This window comes from Flavobacterium riviphilum (assembly GCF_055231795.1).
Window position 1 is genome coordinate 28,852 of record NZ_JBUYSY010000015.1, and the last position, 20,876, is coordinate 49,727.

Annotated in this window: 15 protein-coding genes; 8 read left to right on the forward strand and 7 right to left on the reverse strand. The window is 34.1% G+C overall.

What is annotated here, in order from left to right; genetic code table 11:
- Positions 1 to 35: 35 nt before the first annotated feature.
- Together ACZIX2_RS12035 and ACZIX2_RS12040 are read left to right on the forward strand one after the other, a co-directional pair.
- Complete coding sequence (locus tag ACZIX2_RS12035; protein ID WP_463340338.1) at positions 36 to 938, forward strand: PorP/SprF family type IX secretion system membrane protein; 903 nt, start codon at positions 36 to 38, stop codon at positions 936 to 938.
- Between the two features lie 113 nt (positions 939 to 1,051).
- Complete coding sequence (locus tag ACZIX2_RS12040) at positions 1,052 to 2,650, forward strand: OmpA family protein (RefSeq protein WP_463340339.1); 1,599 nt, start codon at positions 1,052 to 1,054, stop codon at positions 2,648 to 2,650.
- A 100-nt stretch (positions 2,651 to 2,750) separates the two neighbouring features.
- Here the strand turns inward: ACZIX2_RS12040 and ACZIX2_RS12045 are convergent, their stop codons facing one another.
- Entirely contained in the window at positions 2,751 to 4,448 is a 1,698-nt protein-coding gene (locus tag ACZIX2_RS12045; protein WP_463340340.1) for a S41 family peptidase, read from the reverse strand.
- Between the two features lie 519 nt (positions 4,449 to 4,967).
- Here ACZIX2_RS12045 and prfA point away from each other — a divergent pair.
- From prfA to ACZIX2_RS12075, 6 genes are all read left to right on the forward strand, one after another.
- The gene (gene prfA, locus ACZIX2_RS12050; protein ID WP_463340341.1) at positions 4,968 to 6,044 is read left to right on the forward strand and encodes a peptide chain release factor 1; all 1,077 of its coding nucleotides are present in this window, start codon (positions 4,968 to 4,970) and stop codon (positions 6,042 to 6,044) included.
- 158 nt (positions 6,045 to 6,202) lie between these two features.
- On the forward strand, positions 6,203 to 7,024 hold the full coding sequence (gene pyrF / locus ACZIX2_RS12055; protein WP_463340342.1) for an orotidine-5'-phosphate decarboxylase: 822 nt from the start codon (positions 6,203 to 6,205) through the stop codon (positions 7,022 to 7,024).
- 280 nt (positions 7,025 to 7,304) lie between these two features.
- On the forward strand, positions 7,305 to 8,111 hold the full coding sequence (locus ACZIX2_RS12060; protein ID WP_463340343.1) for an ABC transporter substrate-binding protein: 807 nt from the start codon (positions 7,305 to 7,307) through the stop codon (positions 8,109 to 8,111).
- Positions 8,112 to 8,209: 98 nt separating this feature from the next.
- Positions 8,210 to 8,992 carry an alpha/beta fold hydrolase gene (locus ACZIX2_RS12065; protein ID WP_463340344.1) on the forward strand — a complete coding sequence of 261 codons (783 nt, stop codon included), beginning with the start codon at positions 8,210 to 8,212 and terminating at the stop codon, positions 8,990 to 8,992.
- 396 nt (positions 8,993 to 9,388) lie between these two features.
- Complete coding sequence (locus ACZIX2_RS12070; RefSeq protein ID WP_463340345.1) at positions 9,389 to 10,453, forward strand: hypothetical protein; 1,065 nt, start codon at positions 9,389 to 9,391, stop codon at positions 10,451 to 10,453.
- Positions 10,454 to 10,477: 24 nt separating this feature from the next.
- On the forward strand, positions 10,478 to 11,689 hold the full coding sequence (locus ACZIX2_RS12075) for a TCR/Tet family MFS transporter (protein ID WP_463340346.1): 1,212 nt from the start codon (positions 10,478 to 10,480) through the stop codon (positions 11,687 to 11,689).
- 81 nt (positions 11,690 to 11,770) lie between these two features.
- On the opposite strand, the gene ACZIX2_RS12080 is transcribed toward ACZIX2_RS12075, so the two are convergent.
- From ACZIX2_RS12080 to ACZIX2_RS12105, 6 genes are all read right to left on the reverse strand, one after another.
- A complete protein-coding gene (locus ACZIX2_RS12080) occupies positions 11,771 to 13,561 on the reverse strand; it encodes an acyl-CoA dehydrogenase family protein (protein ID WP_463340347.1) in 1,791 nt (596 codons plus the stop codon).
- A 49-nt stretch (positions 13,562 to 13,610) separates the two neighbouring features.
- Positions 13,611 to 13,961, reverse strand: coding sequence for a four helix bundle protein (locus ACZIX2_RS12085; RefSeq protein WP_463340348.1), 351 nt, complete (start codon positions 13,959 to 13,961; stop codon positions 13,611 to 13,613).
- Between the two features lie 47 nt (positions 13,962 to 14,008).
- Positions 14,009 to 15,190: an acetyl-CoA C-acyltransferase gene (locus ACZIX2_RS12090; RefSeq protein WP_463340349.1), complete on the reverse strand. Its 1,182-nt coding sequence runs from the start codon at positions 15,188 to 15,190 to the stop codon at positions 14,009 to 14,011.
- Positions 15,191 to 15,276: 86 nt separating this feature from the next.
- Positions 15,277 to 17,667, reverse strand: coding sequence for a 3-hydroxyacyl-CoA dehydrogenase NAD-binding domain-containing protein (locus tag ACZIX2_RS12095; protein WP_463340350.1), 2,391 nt, complete (start codon positions 17,665 to 17,667; stop codon positions 15,277 to 15,279).
- Between the two features lie 56 nt (positions 17,668 to 17,723).
- Positions 17,724 to 18,191: a MarR family winged helix-turn-helix transcriptional regulator gene (locus tag ACZIX2_RS12100; protein ID WP_463340351.1), complete on the reverse strand. Its 468-nt coding sequence runs from the start codon at positions 18,189 to 18,191 to the stop codon at positions 17,724 to 17,726.
- A gap of 623 nt (positions 18,192 to 18,814) precedes the next feature.
- Positions 18,815 to 20,599: an AMP-dependent synthetase/ligase gene (locus ACZIX2_RS12105; protein ID WP_463340352.1), complete on the reverse strand. Its 1,785-nt coding sequence runs from the start codon at positions 20,597 to 20,599 to the stop codon at positions 18,815 to 18,817.
- Positions 20,600 to 20,876 lie beyond the last annotated feature (277 nt).

The window sequence follows — 20,876 nt, forward strand, 5'->3', positions numbered from 1 at the left end:
AAGCCTCTCCTTCTTGTAATTTTTAAATCAATGATATGAAAAAAAATAATTTGCTTATTCGATTCTTTATTTTCATTTTGTGGGCAAATACCATGTATGCCCAGCAAGATCCTCAATACACGCAATACATGTACAATATGAATATTTTAAATCCAGCTTATGCGGGTTCAAGAGGGGTTACAAGTATTGGCCTTTTAGGACGAACCCAATGGGTAGGAGTGGATGGTGCACCCAAAACAGCCACTTTTTCAATCCATGGGCCTGTTGGTAAAAATGTTGGGATAGGATTTTCTGTAATTCATGATCAAATAGGCCCTGTAAAAGAAGACAATGTCTACGCTGATTTTTCATATACATTACATTTATCTCAAGAAGATAAATTAGTTTTTGGAATCAAAGCAGGAGCTACTTTTTTGAATGTAAGGGAGTTTACTACGATTGATCAAGATCCTCTAAATGTACCGATAAATATGACGGCTCCTAATTTTGGAGTAGGTATCTTGTATTATAATGACCATTTTTATGCGGGATTATCAGTGCCTAACTTTATTGAAACTAGATATCTGGATAAGAAAAACGGAATTGTTTCAACGGCTTCAGAAAAAACACATTATTTTCTTACCTCAGGGTATGTTTTTGATTTGGATGAAAACTTAAAATTAAAACCTTCTGCGATGATTAAAGCGGCTCCAGGAGCTCCACTCTCTGTGGATTTGTCTATGAATCTTTTAGTTCAAAAAGTAGAATTAGGCTTATCTGTGCGTTTAGATGATTCCATAAGTGCAATGGTTGGATTCTATGTTAATCAAGACATCAGAATTGGCTATGCTTATGATTATACAACAACCAATTTTGGGCAGTTTAACTCGGGATCGCACGAGATTATTCTTTTGTTTGATTTGAATAAAAAGAAAGTTAAAAGCCCTCGATTTTTTTAAGGTGACACTAAAACATGGGTAAACCATCGTTGATTTTGCAAGAAAATAAAATCCATTATAATTGATTGGATATGGAATTAGATCTCATTGTATTTATTCAAAAAAATCTATTTATGAAAAAGTTAGCAAGCATTTTGATACTTCTTTTATTTTATTCTACTTATTCTCAAAATAAAAATTATACAATTAAAAACATTGAAGCGAATACAAAATATTCTGATTTTGGCGTAACGTTTTATGGTACGGATGAGGCTATTTATGCTTCATCTAAAAAAGTAAAAGGATCAAGAAACAGGAAATGGAGCACCAACAACCAACCTTATCTAGATTTATATAAGGCCATGATTACTCCATCGGGTGAATTCATTAATTCAGAATTTTTTTCAAAGGAAGTAAACAGCAAAATGCATGAATCGAATGTCTCTTTCACTAAAGATATGAAAACAGTCTATTTTTCGAGAGATAATTATACTAATAATAGAATCAAAAAAGATGCTAAAGGTTGGGTGTTAATCCAATTGTACAAAGCGGATATTGATAGTGTAGGAAATTGGACCAACATCGTTAAATTACCTTTTAATAGTGATTATTTTGATTGTGGACATCCTTCGTTAAACGCAACAGACACGCAATTGTTTTTTACATCAAATAGACCTGGGACCTATGGACTAACTGATATTTGGGGAGTGGATATTAATAAAAATGGTACCTATGGAGAGCCTTTTAACTTAGGGCCAAATGTGAATACGGTTAAAAGTGAAATGTTTCCATACATTGATCATGATGATATTTTGTATTTTTCGTCTGATGGAATGCAAGAAAATTTTGGAGGGTTAGACATTTATTTTACTAAAATCAAAAATAAAATTGGAGTAGAGAAAGCTTCAAATCTTGGGCTACCGTTGAATAGTAGTAAAGATGATTTTGCACTTGTATTCAAGAATAATGAAAAAACAGGCTATTTTTCTTCAAACAGAGATGGAGGAAAAGGTGATGATGATATCTATTATTTCGAGGAAATCAGTAATCCAATTGTTTTAAAATGCAAGCAAATTGTTAAAGGGGTCGTAAAAGATAAAGATACGCAACAACTGTTGCCCGGAGCTCTTGTCACTTTGTTTGATAGTAAAGGAATCAAGTTAGATAGTATTGTTGCAGATGAAAGGGCTGTTTTTAATTTTACTCTTGATTGTGATGCCTCCTATAAAATTACCGGAAAAAAAGAAAATTATACTGTTGATGAAAAAATCATAGTCACTAACAATAAGGCGGACTTAGAGTTAGGGCTTGATTTATTTTTAACCTCTGATGAATTCGCATTAGTTCGTGGCAAGTTAATGATTAAAATAAATCCTATATATTTTGATTTGGATAAATTTTACATCAGACCTGATGCTCAAATTGAACTTCAAAAAGTAGTGTCCGTAATGAAGAAATATCCGAAAGTGAAAATTAGTTTGGGTTCTCATACAGATAGTAGAGGAAGTGATGCGTATAATCTCACATTGTCTAACAAAAGAGCTATCTCTTCTAAAAACTGGATTGTAAGTCAAGGTATTGATGTTTCAAGAATCACAGCCAAGGGATTTGGTGAGACTGAATTAGTAAATACTTGTAGTAATGGTATCAATTGCACTTCTGAAGAACATCAGGAGAATAGAAGAACTGAGTTTGTAATTGTCAATCCCGATGTTTTGAATAAACAAAAGTAAAAAATTACTTACTTTTTTCTTTTTTAGACACTATCCACAAAGTGTGTAAGTTGAAAAGTCGAGTCTTACTTTATAATTTTTTGACTATTTATCTATTATGCTAATTTTCAATTATCCTTATAGCCTCTTTGATGTATAATTCAGGGTCATAGTTTTTTACAGTTTCTTTTACACAATAGTCTATACGAAGTCCTTTTCTTTGGACTTCTTCACCATTTGGGTAAAATGCTCCTAGTCCCGTAAAATTAACTACAGATTTATCTGGCAATGTAAAACTTACAATATTCATCACTGAACCCGATGTTTGTTCACCAATGGTTATGCAATTTGGTGCCTGTTGTATTGCCATTCCGAAATATTCCGCTTTACTCATTGTGCTAATATTTACTAAAAGTATCACTTTTCCTTTGTAATAATCAGGATTATTGCTTCCAAGTTGAAATGGATTTATTAATTTTTTTAACGGGGCATCTCCATCGTATTCGCCATAAGAAGGTGTATTTACAATTGGAAAAAGTACTTTTATAAATTCTTTCCTTTCTGGGTAAAGAAAATCTGCTAAATCTTCAATTGAAATATCTTTTGGGTAATTTCTTAAATCCAAAATTAAACCTTTTGTATTGGATATTTGTTTAAATGCACTACTTAGTTCTTTTTTAGTTATTTGTTCAAGATTTATATAGGCAATATCGGGATTAATAAAAGACCATGTATTATTGTTTTTCGTCTCCAAATAGACAGGTTGCTCATCAATATACTTGTGATAAAGATGGACATATTGATTTATTCGCTTTCCATTTTTCTTAACAATATCAATATTGATTGAATCAATGTTGTTGAAAAATAACCAATTGCTAAATCTTTTTAAGCGGTTTGAATTTGAAACTGAAAGCAGCGATTTTAATTTCAAATTCGTAATTGTTTTAATATTTTCCCCATTTATTTTAACAATAACATCGCCTAACTCGATATCATCTTTTTTTGCCAATGAAATGTTGTATATCGAATTAATAAGTAATGAATCGTTTATAGATTTTACTGAAAATACCGGTTTGTACTTTAACAATGAATCAAATACTACAGAAGAAAAAAAATAGGAATGTGAATCATTTAATTTAGAAATCAGTTTTGATTTAAGAATTTCGAATTCTAAATTTGTTTTACAATCAGTGAATTCTTTTGTCATTTCATCCAGGCAAGCTGACCATTTCTCATCCATTAAATATTTATTGACATTCCAATATTGCATTACATTCCAAAAGCTATATAGTAAAAGTAATCTATGACTTTTAATTGTATAGTTAAAGTCCTTAAACCCTACTTCGTTTTCAAAGGATAACATATTAGACAATTTTCTACTCGAGCAATAATAGTTTTTTATGTTTCCATTCTCTTTTATTGATAAAAGCAAATTTGTTAATTTGTCACCAAATACTGTAGAATCTATCCATTCATAATCAACATTTTTGAGAAATAATTGTTTTACATTAATTTTTTTTATCTCTGATTTGGTATTTAAATTGGTAATGTAATTTAAAAGAAAATCATTCAAATTGACTTGATTTTCAATTTTTTCGCTATTATTTATTAATTTAATAAACTCTAAATCCCAATTGTGTTTTCCATTACTTATCTCTGGGTGATGGTACTTTAATAAGCCCCATACTAATCCTATTTGTTTATACTTTTCTATAGAGAATTTTTTTTCCTCAGCATGACTATTTATGGAAAGAAGGAATGTGATTAACAACAAGAATAGGAAAAATCTATAATTACGGTTTTTGTTCTCTTGATTCATTATTATTTTTGATTTTAGGTATAAAGGTTCTTTAGTTTTTGGTATGTTACATAGGTTGCTTGCACTATTCAAAGATGTTTCAGTCATTTACTCTTTTCCATTGAATAACTTATAAAATGAGGATTAATTTGTTTTTGCTAGAAATAAATTTTTTGCATTCAACAATTATTCAAACTAATAATGAAAAGTTGTTTCGCTTTCAAGTTTTTTAAAATTATAAAAAATTAACTACAAAAACAATTGTTTTTTATGATTGTTGTTTTATTATTAATTGTTTGTAGTAGCTTTTAACTTGTAGATTATTGTTTGTTTCTAAAGTCCTAATTATTGGAATTTGGAATTTCGATTCGTGTTGTGTTACCGTTTCTAGCCCTGATGGGAGCGGCATCCTGTGGCTCTGGGGTTCAGAGCCACAGATATAGCGGACAGCAGGAAATAGCTCCTAAAAAAACTGAAAAAGGGTTTCTGTAAATTGCTTTCTTTTTTGTAATTTTGCCGTCCAAAATAAAGGGATATACAATGTTAGATAAACTTCAATATGTAAAGCAACGTTTCGATGAAATTTCCGATTTGATTATTCAGCCGGATGTAATTGCCGATCAAAAACGTTATATACAACTCAATCAAGAATACAAGAGTATTAAGGCTTTGGTTGATAAACGAGAAGAATACATCATCGTTTTGGCTAATATTGATGAAGCCAATGAGATAATTGCCGATGGGAGTGATGCCGAGATGGTAGAAATGGCCAAAATGCAGTTGGAAGAAGCCAAAGAACGTTTGCCACAATTGGAGGATGAAATCAAATTCATGTTGATTCCAAAAGATCCTGAAGATGCGAAAAACGTAATGGTCGAAATCCGTGCGGGTACTGGGGGAGATGAAGCGAGTATCTTTGCAGGGGATTTGTTCCGTATGTATACGAAGTATTGCGAAAGTAGAGGTTGGAGAACTTCTGTGGTTGATATGAACGAAGGAACTTCAGGTGGTTTCAAAGAGATTATTTTTGAAGTGACAGGTGAGGATGTATACGGAACTTTAAAATTTGAAGCAGGTGTACACCGTGTGCAGCGCGTACCTCAAACAGAAACCCAAGGACGTGTGCATACTTCGGCAGCAACGGTTATGGTGCTTCCAGAAGCAGAGGAATTTGATGTGCAAATTGATATGAATGATGTTCGTGTGGACTTTTTCTGTTCGTCAGGACCTGGTGGACAGTCGGTAAATACAACGAAATCTGCTGTTCGTTTGACGCACATTCCAACTGGATTGGTAGCGCAATGTCAGGATCAAAAATCACAACATAAAAATAAAGACAAGGCGTTGAACGTATTGCGTTCTCGTTTGTACGAAATGGAATTGGCTAAAAAACAAGCCGAAGACGCTTCAAAACGTACTTCGCAAGTGAGTTCAGGTGACCGTTCTGCTAAAATTCGTACTTATAATTACGCTCAAGGTCGTGTAACAGATCACCGAATTGGTTTGACGTTATATGATTTGGGTAATATTATGAACGGTGATATTCAGAAAATTGTGGCCGAATTACAATTGGTGAACAATATGGAAAAACTGAAAGAAGCTAGCGAGGTTTTTTAATTAACCAAGTATTAAGTACTAAGTATTAAGTATTAAGATAATAGAAAAGATGCCATACTGAAATGTTTGGCATTTTTTTTAACAGGTCGCGAACTTTGAAAAAAACTTTGCGAATTTTGCCAACAACAATAAACTACAAACAATAAACAACTACTGTTTTGACTACACAACAATTACTAGAACAAATCCAATTAAAAAAGTCTTTCCTATGCGTAGGCTTAGATGTTGACTTGAATAAAATACCTTCTCATTTATTAGCAACAGAAGATCCAATCTTCGAATTCAATAAAGCCATTATCGATGCCACGCACGATTTATGTGTGGCCTACAAACCCAATACGGCTTTTTTTGAAGCGTATGGCATAAAAGGTTGGCAGTCGTTGCAAAGAACCATCGAATACATCAATGCTAATTATCCTGAACTCTTTACGATTGCGGATGCAAAACGTGGCGATATTGGGAATACGTCTTCAATGTATGCCAAGGCCTTTTTTGAGGATTTGAACTTTGAAAGTGTAACGGTAGCGCCGTATATGGGGAAAGATTCGGTGGAGCCATTTTTGGCTTTCGAAAACAAACACACCATAATGTTGGCCTTGACGTCTAACGAAGGCGCTTTTGATTTTCAAACCTTATCGGTAAATGGTACAGAATTGTACAAACAGGTTTTGGAAACCTCAAAATCGTGGAAAAACAGTCATAACTTGATGTATGTGGTTGGCGCCACCAAAGCAGAATACTTTACCGAGATTCGTAAAATCGTACCTGATAGCTTTTTGTTGGTTCCTGGTGTTGGCGCACAAGGAGGCAGTTTGTCTGAGGTTTGCAAATACGGATTGAATAGTCAAGTTGGTTTGTTGATCAACTCGTCTCGCGCAATTATTTACGCTTCGAACAAAGAAGATTTTGCCGAAGTTGCAAGAGCAGAAGCTTTGAAAATGCAACAGGAAATGGAGGAGATTCTTAGGTTAAATGTTTAAAGTTTAGGGTTTAAAAGTTTAATATTGTTTGTTGAACCGTTGCGTAAATCCTTATGGCCCTTGTGGTTAAATATTTTAACACGAAGAAACACTAAGAAGTCACGAAGTTACACAAAGCTATTATGTTAAACTTTGTGTCCTTTGCGTAAACCTTTGCGAACTTTGTGGTTAATTTTTTCAACCATTTAGATAAGTTCATTGAAGTTTTTTTTCTTTGTGGACTTTGTGTAAATCTTTGTGCTCTTTGTGGTTAATTTTTTTGCAGTTAAATTCAAACAATATGAAACAACTAACAGATCAAATCGGTACTTCTCATTTTTTTGGATCGACACCTCGTCGAATTGTTTCGTTGGTTCCTTCACAAACAGAGTTGTTGTTTGATTTAGGATTAGAAGACCAAATTGTTGGAATTACCAAGTTTTGTGTGCATCCAAAGCATTTTTTTAAAACCAAGAAAATAGTAGGAGGAACCAAACAGGTTCATTTTGATAAAATCAAAGCCTTACAACCTGATATCATTATCTGCAACAAAGAAGAAAATACACTAGAAATGGTGCAAGAACTTTCTGCAATTGCGCCAGTTTGGGTGACCAATGTAGCTACGATTGCAGATAATTTACAAATGATTACCGATTTTGGATTGCTTTTCGATACAACTGCCGAAGCCAAAATTTTGAATGAAAGTATCCATTTGGCCTTGGCTGATTTTACGACTTTTATTGCAACCATTCCTGTTCAAAAAGTAGCCTATTTTATATGGAAAAAGCCTTATATGGTGGCAGGATCTGGTACTTTTATAAACGAGTTGTTACATTTGAATCGATTCGATAATTTTTTCGGAACGCAATCCCGTTATCCGAAAATTGCTGTTGATTCGTCAACCCGATTTGATGCTGTTGATTTGGTGTTGCTTTCTTCGGAACCTTATCCTTTTAAGAATGATGATTTATCCGAATTCATTTCCTTTTTTCCAAACGCCAAAATACGTTTAGTTGATGGCGAGTATTTCTCTTGGCACGGCAGCCGATTGTTGAAGGCGCTTTCTTATTTTAAAGAATTAAGACAAGAGTTAGTTTTGAATGTTTAAGTTGTTGTTAGTTAGTAATTTGTATTTGATTTGCTAATTTCAATACATTGAATTGGCTTTTAAAATTATTATTCTATTTTTACAAAAAAAACTAACGAATGCTTAATTATACTATCTACAAGAATGAAACAAGTACACAATGGGTAACTTTTGTCCATGGTGCAGGAGGAAGCTCGTCGATATGGTTTAAGCAAATTCGAGATTTTCAAAAACAGTACAATGTTTTGCTTTTGGACCTCAGAGGGCATGGAGAATCTAAACCAACCCTGAAATCGGCTTTTACACAGAAATATACTTTTTCGGCTTTGGCTAATGATATTGTGGAAGTTTTAGAGCATTTGAAAATTGAACGTTCTCATTTTGTAGGTATTTCATTAGGTACAATTTTGATTCGTCAATTGGCAGAAATGTATCCTCAAAAAGTGCAAAGTATGATTTTGGGAGGTGCCATTTTGAAAATGAATTTCCGTTCTCAAATTTTAATGCGTTTGGGTAATGCCTTCAAATATGTATTGCCTTATTTGGTATTATATCGCTTTTTTGCTTTCGTGATTATGCCCAAGAAAAGTCATAAGCAGTCGAGAGTATTGTTTATCAATGAAGCTAAGAAATTATACCAAAAAGAATTTATAAAATGGTTTAAACTCACAGCCGAAATCAATCCTGTGCTGAAGTGGTTCCGACAAGTAGAATTGAATATCCCAACACTTTACATCATGGGAGAAGAAGATTATATGTTTTTGCCTTCGGTTCGAAAAGTAGTCGAAAATCACTATCGCTCTTCAAAGCTTTTTGTTATAGAAAAATGTGGTCATGTGGTGAATGTTGAGCAACCCTTGGCCTTTAACACCGCAGTGCTTTCCTTTCTAAATGAAGCCTAACAAAAAATGCCGACATCCAAAGACATCGGCATTTTTATAACTAACCAAAACCAAATAATAAATAACCAGTTTATTACACTGCAAAGATGAGAATAAAGTTAAAGCGGTGTTGTTAAAATTTTGTTATTACTTTGTTGTCAATTAGTTAAGTGTTGTTTTTATTCATTTTTTTGTTATAAATTCTTATTATTCTTTGTTAAAAATATAAAATCAATAATTTTTTAATATCTCTATTTTTGAGGTTTCAAGTAGTATAAAGTAAGGATATGGTCTACATTTATTGAAATAGAAATAATCCATTAGAATTTTAATTTATGAAGTAGTGAAGCATGTGTATAAGGTAAATTAAATGCATATTTAGCCTTAAAAACACTTAAATTTGCAAAAAAAATACCTATGAGTGAGCCATTAATGGTTTTTAAAAAACCTACTTACCCAATTAATAAGCCTTTAATGGAATATTTGGAACGATTTGAACGAATATCCAAAGTGCCTATTTCTTATGACGACTTGTTGCGCTTTTCTGGAGCAATCAACGTATTTGATAAAAATGATAATGATACCCTTTGGATTCGAGTATATTATAACGAATTTGAAAGAGCGGAAATAGATTTAACTTTAATGAAAATCTATTCCTTATTGCATTCAGATGGAAATACTAATATTATTAAGTACCTCAATATTGATTCTATTGACTATTGTACTTTTGGGAATTCCAAACCTTTTCGAGTAAAAGTAAGAAACATTCTTAATGATAATTACACTCATTTTTATGTAAAAAAAGCAGATGCATCAAGGGTTTATGGGTTGGAATTTGAGCATATTTTGTCTCCAGATAAAATAAATTTTTTGGTGTATGGTGATACGCTTGTAGAAGAACATATAATGGGGATTCCAGGTGATGTTTTTATGAAGTCGTTGTTGAAAGATTGTTCTGAAACGGCCAAAGCGCAAATTGCTAAGGAATTTGTTAAGTTTAATGAACGCTGTATGATTCGTTTGTTGGGTGATATGCGAGCTTATAACTATGTGATAGTACCTACACACGATTTTGATCAAGTAGTGTATCGAATTCGTGCCATCGATTTTGATCAACAAACCTACGAAGGAAATTTTAAAGTGTATCGTCCTCAGTTTTTTAAAGAAAACTATCCAATGGTAAAATTGGTAAAAGACAAATTACAAGAAAGTTCCATCGAGCAGTACAAGTATGAAGAACGTTCGGCTATGGCCAAAAGAATAAAATCTTATGAAAATCGCATCAAACGATTGGTTCAAATTATGTCAAACGATCCAATTGCTCCTATTGAACACGTAAATCAACTCAAAATGGGGATTTTTGACTATACTCATGATATTAATTTTAAAAATGCTAAATCGATGGGAGGCGTTATGAATGCTGCTTTTGATTTTATAAGTAGAAATTTCAAGAATATAAATAAATACAGACCAGGATTTTAACGGGTTTTCTTATTCCAATTACAAATGTTGACCGCATCTAACAAAGCTTTGTTTTTTATTTTCATAACCGTTTTGGTAGACGTAATTGGATTAGGTATCATTATTCCGATTGTTCCTAAATTAATAGAAGATCTTACAGGGCTTGATGTAAATGAAGCGTCCAAATATGGAGGATGGTTGGTGTTTTCCTTTGCCATTATGCAGTTTTTGTTTTCTCCTATTTTAGGAGGGTTAAGCGATAAATACGGTCGAAGACCTATATTGTTGTTGTCTTTGTTTGGATTGGGTTTAGATTATATCTTACATGCTTATGCGCCCTCTATTATTTGGCTTTTTGTGGGAAGAATAATAGCTGGTATCATGGGAGCAAGTTTTAGTACGGCAACTGCCTACATTGCTGACATAAGCACACCTGAAAAACGCGCCCAAAACTTTGGACTTATTGGAGCTGCCTTTGGACTAGGATTTATCATAGGTCCAGTTATTGGAGGGATTAGCAGTAAGTGGGGTACTCATGTCCCTTTTTTAATAGCAGCGGGTTTAACCTTGCTTAATGTTTTGTATGGTTTTTTTATTTTGCCAGAATCACTTAGCAAAGCTCATCGTCGTCCTTTTGAATGGAAACGCGCTAATCCTATTGGTTCACTTTTAAAACTTAAAAAATATCCCATTATTTCGAGTTTGGTTACTTCTTTAGTTCTGACCTTTATCGCATCACATGCAGTACAGTCCAATTGGTCGTTTTATACAATGTTTCAATTTGGCTGGACCGCTGAAACGGTAGGCTATTCTTTGGCAGTGGTTGGGGTATTGGTTGCCTTTGTTCAGGGTTTTTTAATCCGAAAATTAATTCCACGTCTTGGTCAAGTAAAAGCAATTTATTTAGGTATGAGTTTTTCGGCGCTTGGATTGCTGTTGTTTGGTTGTGCAACTTCAAGTTGGATGCTGTTTTTATTTTTGATTCCTTATTGTCTTGGTGGTATTGCTGGGCCTAGTATTCAAGGAGTGATATCGAATCAAGTGCCTGCTAATGAACAAGGCGAGTTGCAAGGAGCCTTAACCAGTTTAATGAGTTTGTGTGGTGTATTTGGTCCCTTGATTATGACCAATCTATTTGCATATGCCACTGCAAAAAATAGCCCAGTTTTTCTTCCGGGTGCTCCTTTTTTCCTAGCATCACTACTCACTTTGATTAGTTTTTATCTTTGTTTTCGAACATTATCTAAGTTGAAGTAACAGGCATTTTTTTGATTAAAAAAAGCCGACTTGTACCACACAAGCCGACTTTTTTAAACAAATAAAAACTAAAAAAAAATATTAGAAACAGTAAGCGTTTTCAGCTACTAGTTTGGAGGCTATAATTTCTCTTAAACCAACCACATTTGGCATGTTGTTGTATTTCGTATAACGACGAAGTCCCATTAACATCATGCGTTGTTCATCGCCTTCGGCAAAAGATACAATACCTTCTTTACCTTTTAGGAAAACGGTATCTACAGCTTTGTATAAATACAATTGCGCCATAGCAATTTGTTCTTTAACTGCAGCTTCACCTTTGGATTTGGCTAATTTTTCGGTTCTTAAAATGGTACTTTCTGCCATATAGATTTCAATCAGAATATCTGCAGCATTCATTAACAATTGTTGGTGCCCTTCTAAATCAGGACCGTATTTTTGAACGGCACCACCAGCAACCATTAAGAAAGCTTTCTTCAATTTGCCAAGCATTTCTTTTTCTTCGGCAAATAATTCAGAATAATCAGGTACGTCAAATGAAGGAATACCCATTAATTCAGCTTGTACTTCAGAGGCTGGTCCAAGCAAATCAACGTGACCTTTCATTGCTTTTTTGATCAACATACCTACTGATAACATTCTGTTAATTTCGTTGGTGCCTTCGTAAATACGTGCAATACGCGCATCTCTCCAAGCACTTTCCATAGGAGTATCCTCAGAGAATCCCATACCCCCAAAAATTTGGATACCTTCATCAGAACAATTTTGAATGTCTTCAGAAACGGCTACTTTCAAGATAGAACACTCAATAGCATATTCTTCAACGCCTTTTAATTCGGATTCTTGATGTGAAGCTCCATTAGATTCTCTTTCAATGATTCTATCTTCAATGTCTTTGGCAGCTCTATACGTTGCACTTTCTCCAGCATAGCAAGAAGTTGCCATTTCAGCTAATTTTGATCTGATTGCTCCAAATTGTGCAATTGGAGTGTTGAATTGCATTCTTTCATTAGCATAGTTTACACTACCAGAGATAACTCTTCTTTGAGCATCTAAACATGCTGCAGCAAGTTTGATACGTCCAACATTTAGGGCATTCATGGCAATTTTGAAGCCATTTCCTCGTTCAGAAAGCATGTTTTCTACTGGAACTTTGGTTTCGTTAAAAAACACTTGACGTGTTGATGAGGCGCGAATACCTAATTTGTGTTCCTCATCATTCATTGTAATTCCGTTAGAAGGATCGTTTTCTACAATGAAACCTGTAATGTTTTTATCATCTTCAATTCTAGCGAAAACAATGAAAAGAGAACAAAATCCTGCATTAGAAATCCACATTTTTTGTCCAGTGATCTTATAGTGAGTACCATCTTCAGATAATACTGCTTTGGTTTTTCCTGAGTTGGCATCCGATCCTGCTCCTGGTTCGGTTAAACAATAGGCACCAAACCATTCGCCTGAAGCTAATTTTGGCACATATTTTAATTTTTGTTCCTCAGTACCATACAAGGTAATTGGCATGGTACCAATACCAGTATGTGCACCAAAAGCCGTTGAAAAAGATCCTGTGGCACCAGAAATATAATCACATACTAATACAGTGTTGACAAATCCCATACCCATTCCACCATAATTTTCAGGAACTGCAACACTTAAAAATCCTAGATCTCCAGCCTTTTTCATGCACTCTTCAGTGTAGGCGTAGTCTTTTTTCTCAAAACGATTTTTATGAGGCCATAATTCTTTGTCTACAAACTCTTTTACAGAGTCGCGCATCATTAATTGCTCTTCGTTAAAATCTTCTGGGGTGAAGATGTCTTCGCATTTGGTTTCTTTTACGATGAATTGACCACCTCTTGTTTTATTGTTCATAGTTTTTTATTTTTTAGATGATAGAAAATAGAATAAAGAAAATAGACTTTTATTTCAGTCCATTTTGAAACCCCATTGTCATTCTTTGAAATTCTTCTATTTTAATTTCTAATTGGTTAAATTGTTTTTCGTCTATATAATTTCTGTGCGATGCAATCAATAATTGAGTAATAAGTTCGAATGATGAACCTAGAGAGAGATCTAAAAAATGGCTGAATGATTTATCTGTCCTTGAAGAACCTTCAGCAATATTACTTGGCATTGAAACAGAACAGCGACTTATTTGAGAACTCAAATCATATCTTTCGTGTTTTGGAAAATCTAAAAGTATATCCGAAACATCATTTGCGATTGCTATTCCAAGTTGCCAAATTTTTAAATTCTTATAATTATGGCGCATCTTTCTCCGTTTAAATCTATATTCTATGTTCTATTCTCTTTATTCTTCTAGATTAACTCAAAAATCCCCGCACTTCCTTGGCCTGTACCTACGCACATAGAAACAATTCCGTATTTGTTACCTCTACGTTTCATTTCGTCAAATAATTGAACCGAAAGTTTAGCACCTGTACAACCTAGAGGGTGACCTAAAGCAATTGCTCCTCCGTTTACGTTGATGATGTCAGGATTTAAGTTGAGTTCTCTAGTTACTGCTAAAGCTTGAGAAGCAAATGCTTCATTCAACTCAATCAAATCGATGTCATTTAGTGTTAATCCTGCTTGTTTTAAGGCTTTTGGAATCGCTTTTACTGGACCAATTCCCATAATTCTTGGTTCAACCCCTGCAGAAGCAAAGTTTACCAAACGGGCAATAGGTTGAATGTTTAATTCTTTTACCATTTCTTCGCTCATTACTAAAACGAAAGCTGCACCATCACTCATTTGCGAGGAGTTACCTGCGGTTACACTTCCATCGGCAGCAAAAACAGGACGTAATCCTGCCAAGGCTTCCAATGAAGTACCAGCTCTAGGACCTTCATCTTTAGTGACTACATACGATTTGGTTTCTTTTTTACCATTTTCATTGATAAAAGTTTGCTCAACAGTAATCGGAACAATTTGGCTATCAAATTTTCCTTCAGCTTGTGCTTTCAAGGCTTTGTTGTGCGATTGAAAAGCAAACTCATCTTGATCTTCTCTCGAAATATTGAATTGTTTTGCTACCGCTTCAGAAGTCAATCCCATTCCCCAATAGTAATCTTCGTGACCAGCTGCAGCCACTTTGTAATCTGGTGTTGGTTTGTAACCTCCCATTGGAATATAACTCATACTTTCAGCTCCACCTGCAATGATGCAATGTGCCATTCCAGATTGAATTTTGGCTGTTGCCATTCCTATAGTTTCTAATCCAGAGGCACAGTATCTGTTTACGGTTACACCTGGTACATCATTCACTTTTAATCCCATTAAAGAAATCAAACGTCCGACATTTAGACCTTGCTCAGCTTCTGGCATAGCATTTCCAACCATTACGTCATCAATACGGGTTTTGTCAAAATCAGGCAACTCATTCATCATATACTGAATGGTTTCTGCTGCTAATTCATCAGGGCGTTTGAATCTAAAAACTCCCTTTGGTGCTTTTCCTACGGCAGTACGATAAGCTTTTACTATATATGCTGTTTTCATATTTTTATTTTTAAGAGTCGAGAACATAGAGAATAGAAAATAGACTTTTGTCTTACATCTATATTCTATTCTCTTTTTTCTATTTTCTAATTACGAAGTGGTTTCCCTTTAGTTAACATATATTGAATTCTCTCCAATGTCTTTCTTTCGGTACAAAGTGATAAGAAAGCTTCTCTTTCGATATCCAATAGGTATTGTTCAGATACTAAGGTCGATTCAGATAAATCTCCACCAGCCATTACATAGGCTAATTTGTTGGCAATTTTCTTGTCGTGTTCAGAGATATAATTCGCCGCTTTCATTTGATCTGTTCCTACCAAGAACATTCCTAAGGCTTGTTTTCCTAATACTTTTACATCTTTTCTGCGGATAGGTTGCGTGTAACCAGCTTCGGCCATCAATAAGGCGTGTTTTTTAGCTTCAGCAATCTGGCGATCTTTGTTGACAACCACTATGTCTTTACCATGTTGTAAAATACCCAAATCGAAAGCTTCATAAGCAGATGTAGATACTTTGGCCATAGCTACTGTTAAGAAATATTCTTGGAGTACATTCAATTCTACGTCGTTTTTACGGAACAAATCAGACGCTCTCAACGCCATTTCTTTTGATCCACCACCACCTGGAATCACACCTACACCAAATTCTACTAAACCAATGTATGATTCAGCTGCAGCCACTACTTTATCAGCATGAAGTGTCATTTCGCAACCACCACCTAATGTCATACCGTGCGGTGCCACTACTACTGGAATTCCAGAGTAACGTACACGCATCATAGTATCTTGAAACATTTTGATAGCCATGTTCAATTCGTCGTATTCTTGTTCTACAGCCATCATGAAGATCATTCCAATATTAGCTCCAACAGAAAAGTTTGCTGCTTGATTTCCAATGACTAAACCTTGGTATTCTTTTTCGGCTAGATCAATGGCTTTGTTGATGCCTTGCAATACATCGCCACCAATAGTATTCATTTTAGATTGGAATTCTAGGTTTAAGATACCATCTCCTAAATCTTGAATAATGGCGCCACTGTTGCTCCATACTTTTTTGGTTTCACGGATGTTGTTCAAGATGATGAATGCATCCTGACCAGGCACTTTAGTTTGTGATTTGGTTGGAATATTATAGAAATAAGTAGCGCCTTCTTTTACAGTATAAAAACTAGTATTTCCAGAAGCAATCATTTCGGTAACCCAAGCCGCAGGTGCTAAACCTTCAGCTTTCATGATTTCAATTCCATTTTGAACACCTATTGCATCCCAAATTTCGAATGGTCCATTTTCCCATCCAAAACCAGCTTTCATAGCGTCGTCAATTTTGTATAATTCATCTGATATTTCAGGAATTCTATTAGAAACATAAGCAAACATTCCAGCGAAACTTTTTCTGTAGAATTCGCCCGCTTTGTCTTTTCCTTTTACTAAAACTTTAAATCTATTGATGGGTTTATCAATAGTTTTGGTCAATTCCAAAGTGGCAAAAGAAGCTTTTTTAGCAGCACGATATTCTAAAGTCTCTAAGTCTAATGATAAAATTTCTTTGCCTTCTTTTTTGTAGAAACCTTGACCTGTTTTGCTACCCAACCATTTATTTTCTATCATTTTGTTGACGAAATCTGGTAGTTTGAACAACACATGTTGCTCATCAGTTGGGCAGTTTTCGTAAATTCCGTTGGCTACGTGTACTAAGGTATCCAAACCAACAACGTCAACCGTTCTGAAGGTAGCCGATTTTGGACGACCAATAACTGGTCCTGTCAATTTATCGACTTCTTCAATAGTTAAACCTAATTCTTTTACCAAGTGAAACAAACTTTGGATTCCGTAGATTCCAATTCTGTTTCCGATAAAAGCTGGAGTATCTTTGGCTACAACCGATGTTTTCCCTAAGAATTTTTCGCCATATCTAGTTAAGAAATCAAGAACTTCTGTTGAAGTTTGTGGGCCAGGAATGATTTCGAATAATTTTAAGTAACGCGCAGGGTTAAAAAAGTGTGTACCACAGAAGTGTTTTTGGAAATCTTCGCTGCGGCCTTCGCTCATAAAATGAATTGGAATACCAGAAGTGTTTGAGGTTACCAAAGTACCTGGTTTTCTGAATTTTTCAATTTGTTCAAAAACCAATTTTTTGATGTCTAAACGCTCAACAACCACTTCGATAATCCAATCAACCCCTGCAATTTTGGCCATATCATCGGTAGTGTTACCAGTAGTAATACGGTTGGCAAATTTTTGATTGTAAATAGGGGAGGGTTTTGATTTTAAAGCGGTAGCTAAACTATCATTTACCAATCGGTTTCTCACGATTTTACTCTCGAGAGTTAATCCTTTTTTGACTTCAGCGTCTGTCAATTCTCTTGGGACGATGTCCAAAAGTAAGACTTCAACACCAATGTTGGCAAAATGGCAAGCAATTCCAGAACCCATAATTCCAGATCCGATTACTGCTACTTTTTTAATTGTGCGTTTCATAAGTTCGTTTTTAATTTTTGTTAGTTTCAGACTAACCAATCTGATGTTCTATTGTTTTAGGGTAAATTTTCATGGATGTTATTTTCAAATTCATTGAAAATCGCTTTTTCCAAAATAAGTTCATTGATTACTTCGGCTACTTCATAAAAGTGTTGAAGTTTTTCTTCGGAAATATGTTGTCTAACGGTTTCGTTAAATTTCAAAACGGTATTTTTAGATAGCTCTCTTTTTTCTTTGCCAAACGGAGTAAGGTAGAGTAAAACACCCCTTCCATCTTCAGGATTTTTTTTTCTTTCAATAAGTCCTTTTTCTTCCATGGATTTTAAAGTTCTTGTTAAACTTGTTGCTTCCATACCCATTCTTGGCCCCAAAGCAGTAGATGGAGTTCCATCCTCTTTTTCAATGCTTAACAAGGCAAATCCTGTTGCCATAGTTGCGTCATACTTGGCAGCTTCTTCGTTATACATTCTAGCCACAGCTTGCCATGTTGCTCTTAGTACGTAGTCAATTGTTTTATCTTTCATATTCAACTATATCGATTTCAAATATATATAAAAAATACTATGCACGCATATTATTTTGAGATTTTTTTATGTTAATGTCTAAAAGATGATTCCTTTATCGACTTACATTTTTGTTTCTTAAATGCTTATCAAGTATCTAGTTTTCTATAAAATATGTGTTTTTTTGTTTGCTTTTGCAATTTTAAATGAATAAAAAGTATAGCGTGATAAAGAGTGTTTTTAAGATAAATTTTCAGAATTTTAAGAGCATCAGCATTGGAGTATGAAAGTCTTTAATTGTACTAATACTTGATTAAAATTTAAAAAAGTAAGTTCCTAAATGATACCTATAGAAAGGCTTTGGTTTTTTTGCTAGGAACAAATTCAATACATTGACGATACAGTTTTTTTTAGATTGTTGTTGAATGATGTTGAAAGCGATTCATCAAAAAAAAATTCTATGCATTACGTTTGATGAGGTTGAATTTGCAGGATCAATTATTCAATTTGATCTAAATACAATAGAAAGAGCATCAATTAGTAGGTGAATTTTCGCTTAAATAAATACTTAAAATTGATTGGTTAATTTATAAAAAAAACGGCTGTCAAATAATAGACAGCCGTTGAGTGTTTTTTAGTGTTTGTTAAGCAGAAGCACCGTAAATTTTATCATACAATGCCTGATATTTTTCTCTAATAATCTTCCTTCTTAATTTTAGAGTAGGAGTGAGATGTCCTCCATCAATAGACCATACATCAGGAGTGAGTTCAAAACGTTTGATTTTTTCCCAATTTCCAAAACTGCTATTCAATCGATCAACTTCTTCTTGGATTCGAGCTATAACTTTTGGGTGAGAAATAATTTCATCGTTAGTTTTACCTACTTCAATGCCGTGTAGTTTTTCCCATTCTTTGATGAATTCAAAACTTGGTTGAATGAAGGCTCCTGGCATTTTCTCTCCATCCCCAATTACCATAATTTGTTCTATGAAACGCGATTGTTTCATTTTGTTTTCGATGATTTGGGGAGCAATGTATTTCCCCCCCGAAGTTTTAAACATTTCTTTTTTACGGTCAGTAATAGTAAGGAAGCCTTCACTATCTATGTTTCCGATGTCTCCAGTGTGAAAATATCCGTCAACTAAAACTTCGGCAGTTTTTTCTGGGTCTTTGTAGTAGCCCATCATAACATTTGGGCCTTTGCAAAGAATTTCTCCATCTTCGGCAATTTTTACTTCTACGCCATCAATTAACTTACCAACACTTCCTACTTTGAAACCTCGATTTCTCATGTCGTTAACAGCAATTACAGGTGAAGTTTCTGTTAAACCATAGCCTTCCATTACAGGAATTTCTGCGGCAGCAAAAACGCGACACAATCTATGTTGGAGTGCAGCACTACCCGAAACCATAAGATCAAGTTTGCCACCTAATCCTTCTTTCCATTTACTGAAAATTAGTTTTCTAGCAATTTTTAATTGAAATTCATACCAAGGGCCATTAGCTCCATATGGGGCATAATGCAAACCAAGGTTGATGGCCCAAAAGAAAAGGGCTCTTTTTATACCTTTTAATTCTGCTCCTTTGGCATAAATTTTATCATATACTTTTTCTAATAAACGCGGAACTGCAGTGATTAGATTAGGTTGTACTTCTTTGATGTTATCACTAATTTTTTCAATCGATTCACCAAAATATACCGATACACCATAGTATTGGTACAAGTACAAAATCATTCTTTCAAAAATGTGGCAAATAGGCAAGAAACTTAAAGCAGTTTTTTTTCCAGCTTCAAAAGGGATTCTAGGTGCACTACTAATAACATTTGAAACGATGTTGTGGTGCGATAACATGACCCCTTTTGGTTGCCCGGTTGTACCTGAAGTATAGATAATAGTCGCTAAATCTTCAGCCTTTACGTTTGCTTTGCAGGTTTCAACATCTGTTTGATTGGAGGTGTCAGCACCTAATTCTAGTAAAGTTGCCCAATTTTCACAGCCTTCAATTTCATTGAAAGAGTATATTTTTTTTAAAGTAGGAACATTCGCTTGAATACTTTTGACTTTTTTGTACACTTCGATATCCGATACAAAGCAGTATAAAGACTCGGAATGGTTTAAAATGTATTGATAGTCTTCCTCTCCAATGGTAGGGTAAATAGGAACTGTTTGTGCTCCTGTCTGTAAAATACCAATATCCATGATATGCCATTCAGTTCTGTTGTTAGAGGAGATAATAGCTATCTTGTCATCTTTTTTAATACCCAGTCGAAGCAAAGCTCTAGAAATGGTATTGGATTTTTTTATATATTCTTCGGTTGAAGTTTTAATCCATGTACCATTTTGTTTGGTAACTAAGGCATCCGGTATAGAATTGAATTTTTCTAATTGATAGTAAGGAAAATCAAAGAGACGAGTGATATTTACCATAAAATATGTTTTGAAATTTCAACAAATTAATTGAAAAAGTTTTATTTAATAAGGGTTTTATTGAAATAATTAGGTTGTAAATATATAATGTTTTGAGATTCAACGAAATCGATTTCATAAAATTACATTCTTTTCGCTACAATTAAAAAGAAATTCTTGTGAATTTAATTCTAAAACCTTTTTTTAATTTCAATTAGAGTTGTTTAGGTGTAACTATTTAAAGAAAATTAAGTTTGACTATCGATATTGTAAGCCTTTCAAACTTAAATTTATAAAA